Annotated in this window: 16 protein-coding genes; 5 read left to right on the plus strand and 11 right to left on the minus strand. The window is 60.2% G+C overall.

The annotated features are described in order from the left end of the window. Positions 1 to 4: 4 nt before the first annotated feature. Positions 5 to 892 (minus strand): protease HtpX, encoded by an 888-nt coding sequence (gene htpX / locus L6D81_RS04660; protein WP_064598312.1) that lies wholly within the window; start codon positions 890 to 892, stop codon positions 5 to 7. Between the two features lie 304 nt (positions 893 to 1,196). Continuing rightward, positions 1,197 to 2,408: a pyridoxal phosphate-dependent aminotransferase gene (locus L6D81_RS04665; RefSeq protein ID WP_007955711.1), complete on the minus strand. Its 1,212-nt coding sequence runs from the start codon at positions 2,406 to 2,408 to the stop codon at positions 1,197 to 1,199. 225 nt (positions 2,409 to 2,633) lie between these two features. Between L6D81_RS04665 and msrB the strand changes: the two genes are divergently transcribed. The 3 genes from msrB to L6D81_RS04680 all read left to right on the plus strand — a co-directional run bounded on the left by msrB (position 2,634) and on the right by L6D81_RS04680 (position 4,075). Further along, a complete protein-coding gene (msrB, locus tag L6D81_RS04670) occupies positions 2,634 to 3,029 on the plus strand; it encodes a peptide-methionine (R)-S-oxide reductase MsrB (protein ID WP_236178070.1) in 396 nt (131 codons plus the stop codon). Positions 3,030 to 3,131: 102 nt separating this feature from the next. Continuing rightward, the gene (locus L6D81_RS04675) at positions 3,132 to 3,617 is read left to right on the plus strand and encodes a glutathione peroxidase (protein ID WP_011335290.1); all 486 of its coding nucleotides are present in this window, start codon (positions 3,132 to 3,134) and stop codon (positions 3,615 to 3,617) included. After that, positions 3,614 to 4,075, plus strand: a complete 462-nt coding sequence (locus L6D81_RS04680; protein WP_236178071.1) for a MarR family winged helix-turn-helix transcriptional regulator — start codon at positions 3,614 to 3,616, stop codon at positions 4,073 to 4,075. The genes L6D81_RS04675 and L6D81_RS04680 overlap by 4 nt, the downstream gene beginning before the upstream one ends. Here L6D81_RS04680 and L6D81_RS04685 read toward each other — a convergent pair. Then, entirely contained in the window at positions 4,059 to 6,380 is a 2,322-nt protein-coding gene (locus L6D81_RS04685; protein ID WP_236178072.1) for a hybrid sensor histidine kinase/response regulator, read from the minus strand. The two genes, L6D81_RS04680 and L6D81_RS04685, sit on opposite strands and share 17 nt — an antisense overlap. Positions 6,381 to 6,546: 166 nt before the next feature. Between L6D81_RS04685 and L6D81_RS04690 the strand changes: the two genes are divergently transcribed. After that, positions 6,547 to 7,437: an ATP-binding protein gene (locus L6D81_RS04690; protein ID WP_236178073.1), complete on the plus strand. Its 891-nt coding sequence runs from the start codon at positions 6,547 to 6,549 to the stop codon at positions 7,435 to 7,437. After that, positions 7,434 to 7,916: a GAF domain-containing protein gene (locus tag L6D81_RS04695; RefSeq protein WP_236178074.1), complete on the plus strand. Its 483-nt coding sequence runs from the start codon at positions 7,434 to 7,436 to the stop codon at positions 7,914 to 7,916. The genes L6D81_RS04690 and L6D81_RS04695 overlap by 4 nt, the downstream gene beginning before the upstream one ends. Here L6D81_RS04695 and L6D81_RS04700 read toward each other — a convergent pair whose 3' ends face one another. The 8 genes from L6D81_RS04700 to L6D81_RS04735 all read right to left on the minus strand — a co-directional run bounded on the left by L6D81_RS04700 (position 7,917) and on the right by L6D81_RS04735 (position 19,272). Continuing rightward, the gene (locus L6D81_RS04700; RefSeq protein WP_236178075.1) at positions 7,917 to 10,859 is read right to left on the minus strand and encodes an HD domain-containing phosphohydrolase; all 2,943 of its coding nucleotides are present in this window, start codon (positions 10,857 to 10,859) and stop codon (positions 7,917 to 7,919) included. A gap of 49 nt (positions 10,860 to 10,908) precedes the next feature. After that, the gene (locus L6D81_RS04705) at positions 10,909 to 14,553 is read right to left on the minus strand and encodes a transporter substrate-binding domain-containing protein (protein ID WP_236178076.1); all 3,645 of its coding nucleotides are present in this window, start codon (positions 14,551 to 14,553) and stop codon (positions 10,909 to 10,911) included. Between the two features lie 8 nt (positions 14,554 to 14,561). After that, positions 14,562 to 15,188: a response regulator transcription factor gene (locus tag L6D81_RS04710; protein WP_039770429.1), complete on the minus strand. Its 627-nt coding sequence runs from the start codon at positions 15,186 to 15,188 to the stop codon at positions 14,562 to 14,564. Between the two features lie 361 nt (positions 15,189 to 15,549). Then, positions 15,550 to 16,878, minus strand: a complete 1,329-nt coding sequence (locus L6D81_RS04715) for a deoxyguanosinetriphosphate triphosphohydrolase (RefSeq protein WP_236178077.1) — start codon at positions 16,876 to 16,878, stop codon at positions 15,550 to 15,552. Positions 16,879 to 16,946: 68 nt separating this feature from the next. Then, positions 16,947 to 18,110: an EAL domain-containing protein gene (locus tag L6D81_RS04720; protein ID WP_236178078.1), complete on the minus strand. Its 1,164-nt coding sequence runs from the start codon at positions 18,108 to 18,110 to the stop codon at positions 16,947 to 16,949. 123 nt (positions 18,111 to 18,233) lie between these two features. Then, entirely contained in the window at positions 18,234 to 18,572 is a 339-nt protein-coding gene (locus L6D81_RS04725; protein WP_236178079.1) for a hypothetical protein, read from the minus strand. Further along, a complete protein-coding gene (locus L6D81_RS04730) occupies positions 18,569 to 18,955 on the minus strand; it encodes a phage holin family protein (RefSeq protein WP_236178080.1) in 387 nt (128 codons plus the stop codon). Before L6D81_RS04730 ends, L6D81_RS04725 begins: the two co-directional genes overlap by 4 nt. Before the next feature lie 2 nt (positions 18,956 to 18,957). Further along, on the minus strand, positions 18,958 to 19,272 hold the full coding sequence (locus tag L6D81_RS04735; RefSeq protein ID WP_236178081.1) for an ElaB/YgaM/YqjD family protein: 315 nt from the start codon (positions 19,270 to 19,272) through the stop codon (positions 18,958 to 18,960). Positions 19,273 to 19,519: the final 247 nt, after the last annotated feature.

Raw genomic sequence — 19,519 nt, forward strand, 5'->3', positions numbered from 1 at the left:
CTGATCAGCCGCGACGACGCAGGGCGTCGATGCGCTCTTCCAGCGGCGGGTGGCTCATGAACATGCGGGCGAACCCTTGTTTGATGCCACCGTTGATACCGAAGGCGTTCAGGGTGTCAGGCATGTGCACCGGCAGGCCCTGTTCGGCGCGCAAGCGTTGCAATGCGTTGATCATCGCGCCCGTACCGGCCAGGCGAGCACCGGCATCGTCGGCACGGAACTCGCGTTTGCGCGAGAACCACATCACGATCGCGCTGGCCAGAATGCCCAGCACCAGTTCGGCGAAGATGGTCGCGATGTAGTAGGCCATGCCCTGGCCTTCTTCGTTCTTGAAGATCACCTTGTCGACGAAATTGCCGATGATCCGCGCGAAGAACATCACGAAGGTGTTCACCACGCCCTGAATGAGCGCCAGGGTAACCATGTCGCCGTTGGCCACGTGACCGATCTCGTGGGCCAGCACGGCCCGCACTTCGTCTTCCTTGAAGCGCTCGAGCAAGCCCTGGCTGACCGCGACCAGTGCATCGTTCTTGTTCCAGCCGGTGGCGAAGGCGTTGGCTTCATAGGCCGGGAAAATCCCGACTTCGGGCATCTTGATCCCGGCTTCCCGGGACAGCTGCTCGACGGTTTGCAACAGCCATTGCTCGTGGCGAGTGCGTGGCTGGGTGATGATCTGGGTGCTGGTGCTCATCTTCGCCATCCACTTGGAGATGAACAGCGAGAACAGGGAACCGGCGAAACCAAAGACTGCACAGAAAACCAGCAGCTGATTGAGGTTGAGATCAACCCCGTTGGCCGCCATGAACCCGTTGAAGCCGAACAGGCTCAGGGTGATGCTGGCTATCAGCACGACCGCCAGGTTAGTGGCCAAAAACAGCAGGATGCGCATCATGGTTGTAGAAATCTCCTCAAGCTAAAGATGTAGCGTACTGCGGGGTATATAAGGTGCGGCACCGGGCGATTCAACCGAGTGACTATTTCAAACTGTGTCCTACACCGGATTCACCCTGCCATGGGACGTTTCCCACCTGCGAAGTCTGCATGGATGACAGGCGCATGCCACCCGGTCTCATTGCGTCAGGCACGCATGATTCGTATGAATCGCAAGTGTAGAAGGTGCTGGAGGGGGGGCGGAGCAGAAGTGTTGCTGAATCAGACAGTGCGCAACGTTCGGGCCGTTGCGCACTGAGCGCCGGTTACTGGCGGTAGGACTTGAGGAAGTTGCCGATGCGGCCGATGGCCATGTCCAGGTCATCGACCCGCGGCAGGGTGACCACGCGGAAGTGGTCAGGCCACGGCCAGTTGAACGCCGTGCCTTGCACCACCAGCAGCTTCTCGGAGAGCAACAGGTCGAGCACGAACTTCTCGTCGTTATGGATCGGGCAGACTTTCGGGTCGATCTTCGGAAAAGCGTACAGCGCGCCCATCGGCTTCACGCAGCTCACGCCGGGAATGTCGTTGAGCAATTCCCAGGTACGGTTGCGCTGTTCCAGCAACCGGCCTTGTGGCAGGACCAGATCGTTGATGCTCTGATAGCCGCCCAGGGCGGTCTGGATCGCATGCTGGCTCGGCACGTTGGCACACAGGCGCATGTTGGCCAGCATGTCGATGCCTTCGATGTAGCTGTGAGCGTTGTGCTTCGGCCCGGAAATGGCGATCCAGCCGGAACGGAAACCGGCCACGCGATACGACTTCGACAGACCGTTGAAGGTCAGGCACAGCAGATCGGGGGCCAGGGATGCGGTGCAGATGTGCACGGCGTCGTCGTAGAGGATCTTGTCGTAGATCTCGTCGGAGAACACCACCAGGTTGTGCTGACGGGCCAGCTCGAGCATGCCCAGCAGCACTTCCTTCGAATACACCGCGCCGGTCGGGTTGTTCGGGTTGATGATCACCATCGCCTTGGTGTTCGGGGTGATCTTGGCCTTGATGTCGGCCAGGTCCGGGAACCAGTCGGCGCCCTCGTCGCACAGGTAATGCACCGCGTTACCGCCGGCCAGGCTGACGGCAGCGGTCCACAGTGGGTAGTCCGGCGCCGGCACCAGCACTTCGTCGCCGTTGTTGAGCAGTGCCTGCAGCGACATCACGATCAGCTCGGACACACCATTGCCCAGGTAGATGTCTTCGATGCCGACACCTTCGACCTGCTTCTGCTGGTAGTACTGCATCACCGCCTTGCGCGCGCTGAACAGGCCTTTTGAATCGCTGTAGCCCTGGGCGGTCGGCAGGTTGCGGATCACATCCTGAAGAATTTCGTCCGGCGCTTCGAAACCAAAGGGTGCCGGGTTGCCGATGTTCAGCTTGAGGATGCGATGGCCTTCCTCTTCCAGACGTTTGGCGTGCTTGAGCACCGGGCCGCGAATGTCGTAGCAGACGTTGGCGAGCTTGTTCGATTTGCTGAACTGCATGGCGATGTGATCCCGAAAATGAACGATCCAGGCGGCGGGTGGACAACCGTGCTGGGAATCCTGCGTCTTCACACAGGCAGGTGTCTTGAGCGGCGGTTTCCAACAATCCGTTTGAATGCGCAGGAACCCGCTGCCAGACTGGCGTGTGACGAGGCGCAATCATACGTGCCGCCCGATCCGTGGAAAAGGTACAGATCGGGCTTTTTCAGCCGCTGAGGTGTGATGATGGAAAAGATTGAAAAGACCCTGGAAGAATGGCGGGCGATGCTCGACCCCGAGCAGTTCAACGTGTGCCGCCTGAGCGCTACCGAGCGGCCGTTCTCCGGCAAGTACAACGCTACCAAGACCGATGGCGTCTACCACTGCGTCTGCTGCAACGAGCCGTTGTTCGACTCCAGGACCAAATTCGATTCCGGTTGCGGCTGGCCAAGCTTCTATGCGCCGATCGGCGACAATGCCATGACCGAAATCCGTGACACCAGCCACGGCATGATCCGCACCGAAGTGAAATGCGCCAAATGTGATGCCCACCTTGGCCACGTGTTCCCGGACGGTCCACCGCCGACCGGCCTGCGTTACTGCATCAACTCGGTGTGCCTGGACCTGGTGCCGCGCGAGTAACCGATGCGGGCGATCCACGGGTCGCCTTTCGAATAATTAAATTGCACGCAATTCAATTGCTCGCTATTTTTGCCGTCTATCCATTTTCCAAGAGTGCGCACCATGAGCGATAACCTGCTGAATATTCCGTGCACCACCATCAAGGGCGAACAAAAGACTCTGGCCGATTTCGCTGGCAAGGCAGTGCTGGTGGTCAATACGGCCAGCAAATGCGGTTTCACGCCGCAATACAAAGGCCTTGAGGAGCTGTGGCAGACCTATAAGGATCAGGGCCTGGTGGTGCTGGGCTTCCCGTGTAATCAGTTCGGCAAGCAGGAGCCGGGTAACGAGGGCGCCATCAGCGAGTTCTGTGAGCTGAACTACGGTGTCAGCTTCCCGCTGTTCAAGAAGATCGAAGTCAACGGGACCGGTGCGCATCCGCTGTTCGTGCAGTTGAAGAAGCGCGCCCCGGGTGTGCTGGGCTCCCAAGGCATCAAGTGGAACTTCACCAAATTCCTGATCGGCAAGGACGGGCAGTTGGTCAAGCGCTTCGCCCCGGCCACCAAGCCGCAGGATCTGAGCCGCGAGATTGAAGCCCTGCTCAAATGAACAGCCTGTCCGCCGATTCGCTGAAGCTCGACAGTCAGCTGTGCTTCAAGTTGTATGCCGCGTCGCGGGCGGTGATCCGTGCCTACAAGCCGATGCTCGATCAGCTCGGCCTGACCTACCCGCAATACCTGGCGATGCTGGTGTTGTGGGAATGGCAGCAAACCGCGCCGAAGCAGCCGACAGTCAAGGCGCTGGGTGAGCGTCTGGCGCTGGATTCCGGCACGTTGACGCCGCTGCTCAAGCGACTGGAGCAACTGCAACTGGTTCAGCGTCAGCGCTCCAGCCGGGACGAGCGTGAGGTTCATCTGAGCCTTACGCCTCAAGGGCAGGCGCTGCGTGAACAGGTCGGGCCATTGAAAGAGCGGCTGTTATGCGACAGCGGGGTGGATCTGGACCGGCTCAATGACTTGCGTGACGGTCTCGATCAGTTGCTTGGGCAGATCAAAGCACTGTCGTAGTCGGCATCCACTGATCCAGCAGCGCCGCCAGTTCTTCTCGGCGAAACGGCTTGGCCAGGTAATCGCTCATGCCCGCCGCCCGGCAGCGCTCGCGCTCTTCGGCCATCGCGTTGGCCGTCAGGGCGACGATCGGCAAGTGCGGCCAGCGCCCGCTCTGGCGGATCTGGCGGCTGGCTTCATAGCCGTCCATCACCGGCATGTTGCAGTCCATCAGCACCAGATCGAACTCGTCGTGTTCCAGCTGATCCAGCGCTTCCACACCATGGGCGGCGACCACGACATCACAGCCGAGTTTGCCCAGCATCCCTTTGGCCACCAGTTGATTGACCGGGTTGTCCTCCACCAGCAGCACCCGACCGCGCCGTTGCGACGGCACGCTCTCAAGGCGAGCGCGGTCGATGGTGGTGAGTTCCGGCAACAGCGTCCGGCGCAGATTCTGATACAGCGCGTTGCGGGCCAGCGGTCGCGCCTGCTGTTGCAACGGGGCGAGCGCGGCGGCTTCTTCACCCGGAAGGAAGCTGCCGTAGGCAGTCACCAGCAGAATCGGTGCCGTCATCGCCGGGCGCAGGCCGAACAGGCATTCGGGGCAATCGGTGATGATGACGTCGGGGGAGAGGCCGAGCAGCGGGTCGTCCAGGGTTCGCTGCTCGTAGGTCAGCCCCCAGACCGGTAGCAGGCTTTCCAGCAATTCGGCCAGCCCGCTGACCGCGTTGGTGATCGCCAGCACCTTGCCGTGCAACGGTGGCGGAATCACCGCGCGGGTGTGGCAGGGCAGCGGCAGTTCGGCGCAGAACTGACTGCCGAAACCCACTTCGGAACTGATGGTCAGGCGCCCCTGCATGGCTTCGCACAGGTTGTAGGTCAGTGCCAGGCCGAGCCCGGTGCCGCCGTACTGGCGGGTAATGCCGGCACCCGCCTGGGTGAACGGCTGGAAAATCTTCACCTGCGCTTCCTGAGCGATGCCGATGCCGGTATCGCAGACTTCGATGCGTACCCCGTCCTTCCAGGTGGACAAGCGCACATCGACCCGGCCGAAGCGAGTGAATTTCAGCGCATTGGACAGCAGGTTGCTGACGATCTGCCTGACCCGGGTCGGATCGCCGAGCACCAGCGCCGGGAAGTGCGGATCGATCAGGCAGGTCAGCTCGACGCTCGGTGCCGCGTTCTGCGAGAGCAGGTTGGCGGTGTCTTCGATCAGCGAGCCGAGATCGAAGGGGATGTGTTCCAGCTCAAGTTGCCCGGCATCGAATTTCGAAAGGTCGAGAATGTCGTTGAGCAATTCCACCAATACCTTGCCCGAGTCGTGGGCGATGGACAGTTGTTGCTGTTGTTCGGCGTTGAGCGGGCCGTCGAGCGACAGGGCGATCATCCCCAGCAGGCCGTTGAGCGGGGTGCGGATCTCGTGGCTCATGTTGGCGAGAAATGCCGAGCGTGCCTCGGCCATGTCCAGCGCCGTACTGCGGGCCACCTCCAGCTCCTGGTTGGACTGGCTGAGCCGTGCGTTGATTGCCTTGAGCTCGGCGGTGCGCGCCGACACGATGTCTTCGAGTTGCGCGAGGTAGTCGGTGAGGCGGTTCTCCGCATTGCGTCGCTGCTGGATTTCCGTGGCGATGTTCTCGAACTGCTGGTTGGCGACCTTGACCAGCACGCCGATCTCGTCATTGGCGTGCCCGGCCGGACATTCCAGGGTGGTCGGCTCGGCGCTGCGCGGGTCGCGACCGCTGAGTTCGCGGATCACCCGCACCAGCGGTTTGGTCAGCATCACGTAGAACAGTGCGAGCAGGATTCCGGTGAGAATCAGGCTGCGGGCGAAACCGTTGATCAGCGTGACTTCCGCGCGGCGCAGAAAGCGGCTGCCAAACGCGAAGGTGTCGACTTCCAGGCGCAGGGTGCCGAGGGATTCGTTGGGCAGGTGATCGAGGTAGAGGCGGTCTTCGAACTGGCGTTTGGCGCCGAACAGGAAGTCGCTGATCATCCGGTAGCCGCTTTGCAGCTCCGGGCGTTTGACGCTGGCCAGCACCGTCTGGTTGTTGTCGGTCAGTTGTGCGGAAATGATCGCTGGCGAACGCAGCAGGCCCAGGGCCAGTTCCTGAGCCAGTTCGGCATCGATGTTGTAGGCGATGCGCGAGGCCGGATTATGGCTGATTTCCAGCAACGACAGGATTTCACGGTTGATGGACGCGTCTTCACTGGCATAATCGATGCCGATTTGCAGCAGGCTGAGCAGCGTGCCCAGAATGAACCCGACCAGCACGGTAAGCCGGGCCTGTTTGTACGACAGCCGGTGGGTGAATTTGATATCCATGGGGTGTTGAACCACTTCCGTTTCCCTTCGCTGCTCAAGCATAGTCGATCATGCACGGATTCCGGGGTTCCCGAAGCGCCTTGTAACAAGGGCCGGGACAGGTTTCGAACGCTGTTTGTCGTCGCTGCAGCGCCATCATCACTGTGAACGAGCCCGAGGAGAAGACGTGGATTCCCGATTGAATGCTTTTCTTGAGCGCGCCGAGTCGGTTCTGGCGCGGATCGAACCCCTGTTGCCGGCTCCACGCCCGGTCATCGACTGGGGCACCTGCCTCGCTGCACGCTGGCAGCGTGACGGTCGCAGCGGTTATCTGCTGCCGCTGGAGGTCAGCCTCGACATGCGTCTGTCGGACCTGATCGGTGTCGACCGGCAACTGGAGCAGTTGGGCCGCAACACTCAGCAATTTCTTGACGGCATGCCGGCCAATCATGCGCTGCTGTGGGGGTCGCGCGGTACCGGTAAATCCTCTTTGGTACGGGCTCTGCTGGCCGAACACGCCATGGCCGGTTTGCGTCTGATCGAAATCGAGCGCGATCACCTGGCGGATCTGCCACGGGTGGTGGAGCAGATCGCCAAGTTGCCGCAGCGCTTTGTGCTGTTCTGCGATGACCTGTCGTTCGAGTCCGGCGAAGGCGACTACCGCGTGCTGAAAAGCGTGCTGGACGGCTCGCTCGAACAGGCGCCGGACAACGTGCTGCTGTACGCCACTTCCAACCGTCGCCATCTGGTGCCGGAAAAGGAAAGCGACAACGAAAACTGGAAGCGCGTCGATGGCGAACTGCATCCGAGCGAAGCGGTGGAGGACAAGATCGCGTTGTCGGATCGCTTCGGCCTGTGGCTGTCGTTCTATCCGTTTACCCAGGAACATTTCCTCAACGTTGTCGAGCACTGGATCGGCCAGCTGGCCGCCAAGGCCGGCCTGAGCTGGGAGCGCGACGAACAACTGGACATTCTTGCCGTGCGCTGGGCAACCGGCCGTGGCAACCGCAACGGACGTTGCGCGTACCAATTCGCCCGTTACTGGGTGGGACTGAAATTGTTGGAGCACAAGGCATGATTGATTTGCAACAGAGCGGCCAGGGCCTCGAAGGCTATGGCATGTTGGCCGCACAACTGGAGTCGCTGCTGGCGGACGAGCGCGATTTCATCGCCAACGCCGCACAGTTTTCGGCGTTCCTGTTCAACCAGCTCGATGACCTGAACTGGGCCGGTTTCTACCTCAATCGCAACGCAGAGCTGGTGCTCGGCCCGTTCCAGGGCCAGATCGCCTGCGTGCGCATTCCGTTCGGTCGCGGTGTGTGCGGTGCGGCGGCCGCCAGCCTGCAGACGCAACGGGTCGAAGACGTTCACGCGTTCCCCGGCCATATCGCTTGCGACAGCGCGTCGAACAGCGAACTGGTTGTGCCGTTGGTCAAGGACGGTCGTCTGATCGGCGTGCTCGACCTCGACAGCCCGAAGCTCGCGCGTTTCGGTGCCGAGGATCAGGCCGGGATTGAACAACTGGCGGCGATTTTCCTGCGTCTGACTGACTGCTGATCACGCTCCCAGGCCTGCTTTGAGCAGCAGGGCCGTCGGGTCCACGGCATCGATCTGCCGTGGATCGAGAAAGCGTGTGGCGTACTGCAAGTACACGCCATCGCGGAGGAACAGTCCGAACAGCTCGGCATCGATGTGCGCGTCGCGGCACATGGTGGCCATGATCCCCAGTGCTTCGCTGAGGGACTTGGCCTTCTTGTACGGGCGGTCGGCGGCGGTCAGGGCTTCGAAAATATCGGCAATCGCCATCATGCGCGCCGGCAGGCTCATGTCTTCGCGTTTCAGGCGCTTGGGATAACCGGTGCCATCCATCTTTTCGTGATGCCCGCCGGCGATTTCCGCGACGCTGTTCAGGTGTCCGGGGAAGGGCAGGTGACTGAGCATCAGGATCGTCTGCACCATGTGATGATTGATGATGTAACGCTCCTCGCGGGTCAGGGTGCCCCGGGAGATGCTGAGGTTGTACAACTCGCCGCGATTGTATTTGTAGGGCGGCACGTCGAGTTTGAAACCCCACGGATTGTCCTCCGGGATCAGTTCGCCCTCGGCGCGCTCCAGCAGATGCTCGGGCTTGTCCGCCAGCAGCGGTTCGCTGACCGGCAGGGTCGCAGCCGGAGTGCGTGCCTGACGCCGGTTCTCCTCCCATGACAGGCCCAATCGATCATCCAGCGTGCGCGTCCAGGTGCGTTGGGCGATGCCTTGCAGGCGTTGCAGATCACTTTCTGCCATGGCCTCACTGCCCAGATTGCAGCGGGCGACAAACGCGAAATCATCATCCAGTGCTGTCAGGGTGGCCTCGCGCAGGCTGGCCAGTTGCTGTTCTTCACCGCCCATGGCCATGGCTTGCCAGTAACTGACCCAGGCGTCGCGCTTGAGCACTTCGAAGCGGGTGCGGATTTCGTGAAGACGGTCGTTCAGGGTTTCCAGTTTGGTGGCTTTGTCGACCACGTATTCCGGGGTCGTAACCTTGCCGCAATCGTGCAGCCAGGCGGCGATGTGCAAGGCCTCCCATTCGTCTTCGTTCGGCTGGTAATCGCTGAAGGCCGGGGCCTGACTGGCTGCCGCGGCACGGGCGAGCATCAGGGTCAGCTCCGGTACGCGCTGGCAATGCCCGCCGGTGTAAGGGCTCTTGGCATCGATGGCGCCGGCCAGCAGTTGAATGAATGCATCCAGCAGTTGTTTCTGTCTGGCTTGCAGGCGCTGACTCTCGATACTCACCGCGGCCGCTCCGGACACCGCTTGCAGGAAGGCGATGCGATCTGGCCGGAGTTTTTCCAGATCGCTCGGGGTGCCGCCATCGTCGATCAGCAGCACCAGCAGGCCGACGGTTTCGTTGTGCCGGTTATGCAGACGGATTCCGATCAAATGCACCCTCGGCGAACCCATGGCCAGCAGCACTTTCTGCAGATCGGAGGCCTGTTCGAAACCCAGATTGCTGACGACCGTGTCGGCGTTCGCCAGTTGCCGAAACCATTCGGGGCTTTGCGGCGCATCAAGGCTGCGGCTTTGCAGATCGAATGCCGCCAACGCTTGCGACGTTTCTGCGACCACCAGACCGTAGGGCTCCATGCGATTGCCATCGTTTTCACGCAGATAAATCAGGCCCGCCTGGGCCTGGGCGATCTGCACTGTTTCGAACAGTACCCGTTGCAGCAGCGGCTCGAAGCGGGTTTCAGCGGTCAGGCTGTCAGTGATGCGGAAGAAGCTGGCCAGGGTGTCTTTCATGCGAGCCATCGACAGGCTCAACTGGTCGACTTCCAGCACGGGCGATCGGCGTGCGACGGGAAAGTTGAAGTCGAAGCTGCGGATCGCATCGGCTTCCTTGACCAGTGCGTGCAAGGGCTTCACCAGAATCCGCGAGATCAGCCAGCCCAGCGGCAGACATAGCAGCAAGACGGCCAGCGTGATGAGTGCTCCTTGCCAGCGCAGACGATAGGCATCGACCAACAGTTCATCTTCGGGCACCAGTAAAGCCATCTCTAAACCTTTCGGCCCGCCTTCCTGCAATTGGCTGCGTGCGACGATCCATTGTCGGCCATCGACCTCGAGCCGATTGCCCTGGTGCCCGGACAACAAGGCATGCAGGGCGGGGCTCAAGTCGGCAGCCTTGGCCAGACGGGCCGTGCGTTCATCCACGATCAGCCGGCGGCTGTCGGGATAAGCCACGGCATTGCCGTCGGCATCGAACAGGACGATTTCCGTCGCCGGCGTCACCACGTGTTTAACCAGGGTTGCAGACAGTGCGTCGAGCGTCAGGTCGGCCCCTATCACGGCGTCCTTGCCGCTGCGGCGGGCCAGTGTGGTGCCTACATTGTGGGTGGAGAAAAAAATGTAGGGCTCGGTAGTGATCTGTTCGGTCTGCTGCCGTGCATTGATGTACCAGGCCCGGCTGCGCGGATCATAAGGGTCGGCGGGGATGTCCTGTCGGCCGACCGGGGAAAGTGCCTGGTCGAAAAACAGTGACTGTGAACGCGTCAGGCCGCTGGCGTCATGTTCGATGCTCCAGACTTGAAACGCCGCCACGTCCGGTGCTTTGAACAGGGTTTTCAGCGCCGGCGTGCGCAAGGGTCGGACCATGAAGAAATCGCCGTTTCCATAACCCAGGTAGAGCGAGGCCAGATCCGGATTGTCCATCAGGGACTGACTGAACGGCTTGAGCAGCGCCATGCGCGATTCGAGGCTGGAGGATCCGGCGGCGGGAGTCTCTGCCAGCAGGCTCAGCAGGTGCCGGATCGGTGAATAAGTCGCCTGCAGGTCGAGACGGACATCCTGTTCGATTCGGCTGAACAGCTTTTCACTGCTCGACAGAATAATGTGCGTGGTCTGGTGGTAGTTGAACAGACCCAGCACCACACCGGTAAGCAACAGCAGAAAGGTGAACATGACGCTGATGTGCACATGCAGCGGAAACCGGCGTTGTTCCGGGCGCAGTGGGCTGGGCATTGCAGACTCTCCGTGTAGGTTAAGCACACTGCTCTGCCTCCAAGCATAGTTAAGCCCCGGCCATTTTGCTCTTGGCGATCCGCGCCAGTTGCTGTTCCAGTGCTTGCTCCAGTTCCAGGATGGCGAGGTGACTGGCCTGGCAGCGACGCGCGATCTCCTCCTCCGGCAGTGCTTGCAGGCAAGCCTGCTCAAGCGCATCGCAACAGTCGATCAGGCGCGGGGCCTGCGCAATGCGTGCGGCGCCTTTGATCTTGTGTGCAATAGCGGCCAGCGCGGGGTGATCCCGGGTGAGGGACAGGGCCTGCAGCTCCTGCCGATCGGTGCGGCTGCTGTTGAGCAGTTCTGCCAGCAATCGTTGGGTTTGAGAGGGGTTGTCACCGGTCAGCAGCGCCAGCCCCTTCAGGTTGAACGCCGGCGCGCGGAACAGCGGCTGAACGCTGTTGACCCATTGGCTCAGGCTGTTGAGGCTCAGGGGTTTGAACAGGCATTCGTTCATGCCTGCCTGCTTGCAGCGCAGGATCTCTTCGGGCTGGGCATTGGCGGTGAACCCCAACACGGTGCAAGCCGGGCGGTGGGTCAGCTTTTCGTGCTGACGAATCGCGCGGGTCAGCTCGTAGCCGTTCATGACGGGCATGTTGCAATCGGCGATGACCAGATCGAACTCACCGCTCTTCCATTCTTCCAGTCCGCGCAGGCCGTCTTCGGCGATACAGAATCGATGGCCGAGGTATTCCAGCTGCTGGCACATCAGCAGTCGATTGGCCGGATGGTCATCGACCACCAGAACCGACAACGGCATGAGGGTTGTCTGAATCTGTGGTTCATCTTCAGCTTTCGCCACTTGCGCAGGCAGAATGGTCACTGGCAGTGATACCCGAACCTGGGTGCCGATTCCGGGCAGGCTGCTCAACCGCAGTTTTCCACCCATCATTTCGCACAGGTTGCGGCTGATGACCAGCCCGAGTCCTGCGCCGCTGACGGTTCGTTGCCCACCGTTGCCGGCCTGGGCGAAAGGTTCGAATAGCCGCAACTGATCCTGCGTCGTGATCCCGATGCCGCTGTCCTGTACGGTCAACTGCACCATCGAGCCTTCGGGGGCATCCGTGGGAAGAATGTCCAGCGTGATTCTGACCTGCCCTGTTTCGGTGAACTTGATGGCATTGCTGATCAGATTCGACAGCACCTGTTTGAAGCGCAGAGGATCGAGTTGCACATCGACATTCAGGTCAGGGGGAGAGACGGATACTGTCAGTGAAAGCTGTTTCTGCCGGGCAAGCCCTTCGAAGATTCTGACTACCGAAGCCACGGTGTCGATCAGGTTGATTCGCTCGGGTTTCAGGCTCAGTCGCCCCGATTCAATGCGCGCAATGTCCAGTATGTCGCCGATCAGACCCAGCAGGTCTCTGGCCGAATGGTAGGCCGTTTCGATGCCGGAGCGATCCGGATGAGTCTGATCCATGCGCTTGAGTGTCAACTCGAGCATGCCGATCACTGCGTTCATCGGCGTGCGGATCTCATGACTCATGGTTGCCAGAAAAGTACTCTTGGCCCGGTTGGCATCGTCTGCCCGTTCCTTGGCCGCGCGAAGTTCATCGAGCAGTTCACGGCGTTCACTGATGTCGATCCAGCCACCAATGATCCCCCGGACGTCACCACTGGAGTCTCGGTAGGGCAGAATCCAGTGATAGATCGTCAGTCGTCGGTTGCCAATGTGCAACGGCCGGTCAAGCACAAGCGGTTTGCCTTCGGCCACTACCCGCTGATAGTCGGCCTGAAATGCTTGTGCCTCGAAAGCGTTGTTCAGCGCACCCTGCATGACATCTTTGCCGATGACGTCTTCGCGCCGGGCATTGAACGCCTGGAGATAACTGTCATTGCAGCTTTGCAGCACGCCCTGTCGGTCACGCACGTAGATAGGGTGTGGCGTCCCGTTGACCAGTGTACTCATGAATTCCAGTTGGTCGTTCAAGGCCCGTTCGGCCGATTTGCGTTGTTTGATCTGGCGGCGCATGTAGGCATTCCAGAGCAGCGACAGCAGCAACAGCAGGCAGGCGCCGCCGATCAACTGATAGAAGAAACGCTGGTATTGATGCCAGGTGCCTTGCGAAATGTTTGAGTAGCCCCGCCAGCGACCATTGATGATGCCCAGTTCTTCGGGCGTGATGCTCATCAGCGTCTTGTTGATGATCGAGCTCAGTTCCGTGTTATCCCGGGCTGTCGCCAGAGAAAAAGCCGCCTGATGGGTGCCGATGGTGGTGGTGATCTGCAGGGGATGTTGGAAGGTTCGTGATGCAATGAAGTAGTTTGCGATGACCAGCGAGTTTACTGCGCCTTCGACCTGACCTTCATCGAGCAGCGCCACTGCACTGAAGGTATCCGGCGTTTCGATCAACTGGATGCGGGGAAACTCGCTGCGCAGGTAATCGATCATCGGATGGCCTTGAGCGATCGCCAGACGTTTGCGTTTCAGCTGCCCCAGGTGCGTAGGGCTGTCGGCGGCCTTTCGGGTCAGCAGCACGTATGAATTTTCCAGATAGGGACGGCTGAAATTCAGGGTTTCCTCGCGCTGGGCGGTCGGCAGCAACGCTGCGATCAGGTCAGCCTGTTGGTGTTCGACCTGCTGGATCATTTCGGCGTCGCTGCGGCTGCGGCGGATTTCGAAGCGCAGTCCGGTGCGCAAGCGGATGAGTTCGAGCAAGTCGGCGCTGATGCCGCGAAAATTGCCGTCACTGTCAAAGAACGTCAGGGGGGCGAAAGCCTCGTTGACCAATACGCTCACCACCGGATGTTTTTTCAGCCAGTGTTCTTCACGTTTGGTCAGTTGCAGCCTCTGGTCGGTCAGAAGTACGTCGCTGCCCACGCTCCAGCGTTTGGCGATATTTTCGCGCTCGCTGCCCGGCACGGCCTTGAGCGCCGTATTGATGATGGCAAGCAGCTGTGGATTGTTGCGATGAACGGCGAAGCTGAAGCCGTGGGCCTCATGCTTGCCGAAACTGGCCATGCGGATGTTGTTCAGGTAACCCTTGTTGATCATGTAGTGGGTGGAAATGGTGTCGCCGAGAAACACATCCGCCTGATCGAACGCTACGGCGTTGATTGCGTTCTGGTAGGACGGATAAGAGGTGATGAGGGCTTTGGGATACATTGCCTTGACATCATCCAGCGGCAGGTAGTGATACAGCATGCTCAGCCGCAGGCCTGCCAGACCTTCGGTCAACGTGCGGGTTTCACCCTCGCGTGTGACAAGGACCGGTTGATCGACGGCGTAAGGCCTGGACAGCACTATATTGGCGTTTTCCGCTTCGAATCCGTTGGCAGTGCCGAGCATGTCGATGTGCCCGTCCATCAATGCCTTTACGGCGACCTCCCGCGAGGCGAAACGTTTGACTCTGATCGGCAGACCGGTCGCCTGACCAATCAGTGAGGCGTAATCCGCCGTGAAGCCTTCGTAGTCTTGTCCGCTGGGCGTCATGTCGAAGGGAGGATAGTCTGGAGCTGAAGTCCCCAGAACCAACTCATTGCGAGCGTGCAGCCACGCCACTTGTGATGGATCGAACAAGGCCTGCACGGTTGTTTCGGCCGAACGACCGAGCAGGGTGAAGTCTTTCGAGGTGGGGGAGGCGGCTGTTGCAAAGGTGCAGAAACCCAGGCATGCACTCAATGCAATCATGAGACTCACTAAACGGCTGGACATGTTGGCTCTCACACGAGTGCGTTGCGTTTGGCCATTTCGATAAGTTCTACGAGAGACTTGGCCTTCAGTTTCTGCATCAGTCGTTTCTTATAAGTACTTACTGTTTTGTTGCTGAGAAACATGCCTTTGGCTATTTCCTTGTTCGTGCGGCCTTGGGCGAAAAGTTGCAAAACCATGAGTTCCCGATCATTGACTGATTTGAAAAGTTCCAGCTCTGCATAGCGCACGTCATCATGACGAACAGGGTTCAAGGCCTGGCTGGGGAAGTAGTTGTAACCGGAAAGAACAGCTTTGATTGCACTGACCAGCTCACTCAGGTCTTCCTGCTTGCACACGTAACCCGATGCGCCTGACTGCATACAGCGAATACCGAACAGGGTCGGGCATTGGGCAGTCAGTACCAGCGTCTTGAATGGCGAACTCATGGCATTGAAGCGGGCCAGGACTTCCAGGCCATCGAGCTTGGGAATACTGATATCGAGAATGATCAGATCGGGCATGCATTCGCGAATCATCTGCATGGCATCGACACCGTTATCGGTTTCTCCGACGACTTTATAACCTTCATGCTCGAGCAGCATTCGAACGGCGAGGCGGATGACCGGGTGATCGTCGACAATAAAAACGGAGTTCATAATCAAATCCCATACGAGCGCAAATAAAGGGCGAACCTTAGCTCAGATGAGTGAACACCCGCATGAACCCACAGGGCGTTAGTGGTGATCTAGGATAAGTCCTACAAATAAAGAGGAATCAGACTACGGGTTAACTAGGTTTGGCGTAGGTAGGTCCGTGAGATGTTCAATGGCGGGACTTGATAAAGTTTATCGCGCACCAAGAAAGTTTGTCGGGTGAAGGCTTTCAATGATTGTTGTTAGTTGATTTCAGGTTTTAACTTTGGTCCTTCCGACTGAACACACCCTAGAGGGGGTAGCCGTCGGCGTATGCGTCCCCGGTGCCCGACCGTTCCACTGCGCAACGGTCGGGCAGCTGGCGTCAATGGCTGGAACGTCCGGTCATTTCCAGTGCCATGTCACTGGCATAGCTGTCGGTCATGCCGGCGATGAAGTCGATCATGCGCAGGAACGATGCGTGCAACGGACCGTGTGGATCCGGTGCGTTGTTGCCCAACAGATCAAGGATCCGGCGGCTCTTGAAGGACGGTGTGCGGCCGTTGTGCTGCTCCAGGGCGGCGCCACAGAAGGCGTTGAGCAGAATCTCCAGAGTCGTGTAGGCGCCGATTTCATGCAGGGTCTTGCGCTTGTCCTGGAAGATTTTCTTGCGGGCGATGTCCTTGGCGTTCAACACGCAACGCTTCGCCGGGCCGTGCATGTGTTCCACCAGATCCCCCGGCAGTGTGCCGGCCAGCAGTGCCTCCTGTTGTTCGACGAAGGCCCGGGCGGCGGCGTTGGTCAAGTGTTCGATGGCCTTGCCGCGCAGGATTGCCAGTTTGCGCCGACGTGAATCCTGCGGGCCGAGCTGGCGGTAGGTTTCCGGCAGGTCATCGCCCACCAGGCCGAGCAGCAGCGACTCGACTTCGGCGTACTCGAGCAGCTCCATTTCCAGGCCATCCTCCAGATCGATCAAGGCGTAACAGATGTCGTCCGCCGCCTCCATCAGATACACCAGCGGATGGCGCGCCCAGCGCTGCTCTTCCAGTTGCGGCAGGCCCAGCTTGTGGGCGATCTGCTCGAGCAACGGCAGCTCGCTCTGGTAGCAGCCGAACTTGTGCTTCTTGTAACCGAGGGAGTCGGCGTGACGAGCGGTCCACGGGTACTTCAGATAAGTCCCAAGGGTGGCGTAAGTCAGTCGGGTACCGCCATCGAACTGGTGATATTCCAGTTGCGTGAGCACCCGGAAACCCTGGGCATTGCCTTCGAAGTTCAGGAAGTCGCCGCGCTCCGCGTCGCTCATCGCGTCCAGCCAGCCGCGCCCGGCAGCCTGCTGGAACCAGTGACGGATCGCGTCTTCGCCGGAATGGCCGAACGGCGGGTTGCCGATGTCGTGCGCCAGGCAGGCCGATTGGACCACCATGCCCAGATCGCTCGGTTCGCACCACTCGGGCAGGGCGGGGCGCAGGGTTTCGCCGACACGCATGCCCAACGAGCGACCGACGCAACTGACTTCCAGCGAGTGGGTCAGGCGCGTGTGAATGTGGTCGTTGCTCGACACCGGATGCACCTGGGTCTTGCGCCCCAGGCGGCGGAAGGCGCCAGAGAAAATGATGCGGTCATGATCTTTGTGGAACGGGCTGCGGCCAAGTTCCTGCGGGCTGTGCAACGGTTTGCCGAGACGTTCGCGGTTGAGCAGGGTATGCCAATCCAAGGCTGATTCTCTCCGTCGAGTGACTGATGCCCTAGCTTCCCGGTTCGGGCTGGCCTCTGCAAGTGCAACTACATCCCCGCTGCATCGATGTCGATCAACAGCAGACGCTCGCCGTTATCGAAAAACTGCCCGGCGGTCAGGCAATACTGGTTGCTGGTGGCGTCGCGATAGGTGTTGGAAAGGGTCAGGCGCCGTTCCTCCCAGCCCTCGGCCAGCAGGTGATAGAAGTAAGGGCGCCACGACCAGTTATGACCCAGGTAACGATTGTCGGCGACCCAGCCGCTTTGTCGCCATTCCAGGTTCGGTGTCAGTTGGGTGCCGTGACGGTCGCATTGATAAAAGCGCAGCAGCCAGGGAAAGGCATCGAGCTGCGGCAGGGCGCTGAGCGGCGCACGGGCCTGGGCCCAGGTTTGCAGAATGGCCATGAGTTCGCTGAGTTGCTGGCGCATGAGCATCAATTTGCTGCGCTCGGCCAGTTTCTGGCGCACGTAGGACTGGCGTAACTCGGCAAAGCGCTCAACGAAGTCATCCGTACCGAAAAGCGCCTCCTGCGCCCGCGCGAACAGAAAGCCCTGCACGTAACGCGATCCGCACTCCAGCGCAAAATTCAGTTGCGCCGCCGTCTCCACGCCTTCGGCAATGATCCAGCAGCCGGTCTTTTCCGCCATTTGCGCGAGAGCCTTGACCACGTCACTGCTCGGCCCGCCAAGTGCGGCGGCCTGGAACAGGCGCATGTCGAGTTTGAGAATGTCCGGTTGCAGCGCCAGCACGCGATCGAGCTGCGAATAACCGGCGCCGAAATCGTCGATGGCGATCCGGGCGCCGGCATCGCGATAGCGCGCCACGACTTCAGTCAGGCGCTGACTATTGCCGCCGAGTTCAGTGATTTCGAAAACAATCCTTTGCGGGTCGATACCGTGCCGCACGAGTTGTTTCAGGCTGGGCAGCGCCTGGTCGGTACGCAAGCGACTGATCCAGCGCGGTGACATGTTCAGGCTGAGGAACCAGTCCGCTGGCGCTTCGTGCAGTCGACTCAGCGCGTTGTCGCGGATTTGCCGGTCCAGTCGACGCAGCGCGACGGCCGGGGTACGCGGGTTGGCAAACAGCGGGCCGACCGACGTCAATTGGCCATCGGCCTGGCGCAGACGACCCAGCGCCTCGACGCCTGCAATGCGTCCGGTGGCGGTATCGATGAAAGGTTGAAAGCAGGCGAGCGGTTGCCCGTCGATCACGGGGCCTCCTTGTCGTTCTTGTTCTGGTCGAATTCTGCCGGCCGGACAGGCAAGCGGGATTGAACCTCCGGATAAGAGATTCAATCCCGCCGGTGTTGCAAGAATGCAGCCAGATGCGAGGGTTCAGCGCTTGCTCGAACTCTGCATGACCAGCTTGATCAACGGAGCGAGACTGGTGCCCAGACGGATCAGTCGGGTCAAGCCTGTGACGCCGCCGCTTTTGGCCCCCTTGCCGGTGATGAAACCCAACAGCGTCACAGCCGCCACGCCCCATAACGGCGCGTGCTTGATGCCGAAGCCGCCCTGCAGGTTTTGCGTCATGCCACGCATGCGTTGCAGCGGTTGCAAGACCTGGCCGGTTTCGTGGCGGATTTCCTGACGATGCATTTCCATGCGCAGACGGATCAGTGCCTTGCGCATTTCCCGGCGGGAGCTGTTGTGCGGAAGTTCAGGCAGGCTCATGGCAGCAGGCGCTCCCGATCATTGGCCAGTTCTTCCAGCGTGCCGTGGAAGGGCGAGGATTCATCGAAGATCGCGGCTTTGAGACGCAACGCGCAAAAGATTGCCGCCAGCGAGTAGAACACGCACAGACCAATGATTGCAGCGAGGCGATACGTATCCCAAAACACGATCAGTACAAGGGTCGACAGGCCGACCAGCAACAGCAGTGCAAACACCAGCGCCAGGCCGGCGAACAGCAACAGGCTGACGGTGCGTGCTTTCTGCTCCTGCAGTTCGATGCCGAATAACTCGACGTGGCTGTGCAGCAAACCGAGAACGGCAGCACCCAGACGACGCGTGGAGGAGGCGGTACCCGAGTTCGGGCCGGATTCACCGATCGACATGATCAGCGCCGCGTGGCCAGCAGGCCGATCAGAAAGCCGACACCGGCGGCGATGCCCACCGATTGCCAAGGGTTGGCCGACACATATTCCTCGGTAGCGGTGACCGCCGCCTGACCGCGCTCACGCAGGGTGTCCTCGGTCAGCTTCAGGGTTTCCCGTGCGCGCAGCAGGCTTTCGTGGATCTGTTCGCGCAACTCGTCGGCCTGATCACCGGCCAGCGTGGCGGTGTGCTCCAGCAAGCGTTCAGTGTCGTTGACCAGAGTCTGGAAGTCGTTCATCAGGATTTCTTGAGCAGTCTTTGCCTTGATGCTGGCCATGGGGGATCTCCGTAAGTGGCGTTCTGAAGCGGTGTTCTGAAGCGTTCGAGTATGAGCCAAGAGTGAAGGTTCAGTACAAATGACTGGTACAACTTTTGCTGTGTCGTGGTGCGTCGATCGGTGGCAGTGCGCTGTTGCCGGGCGCGAACCGGGCAAAGCAAGGCCCGGATGATGAGGGTTCATGTCAGCCCATCGACCTTGTGCGCCAAAGCGGTTCACTGACCCACCGGATCAGTGCCTGCGTGGT

It is taken from the genome of Pseudomonas sputi (assembly GCF_021603585.1).
In the GTDB taxonomy this organism is placed as follows: Bacteria; Pseudomonadota; Gammaproteobacteria; order Pseudomonadales; family Pseudomonadaceae; genus Aquipseudomonas; species Aquipseudomonas sputi.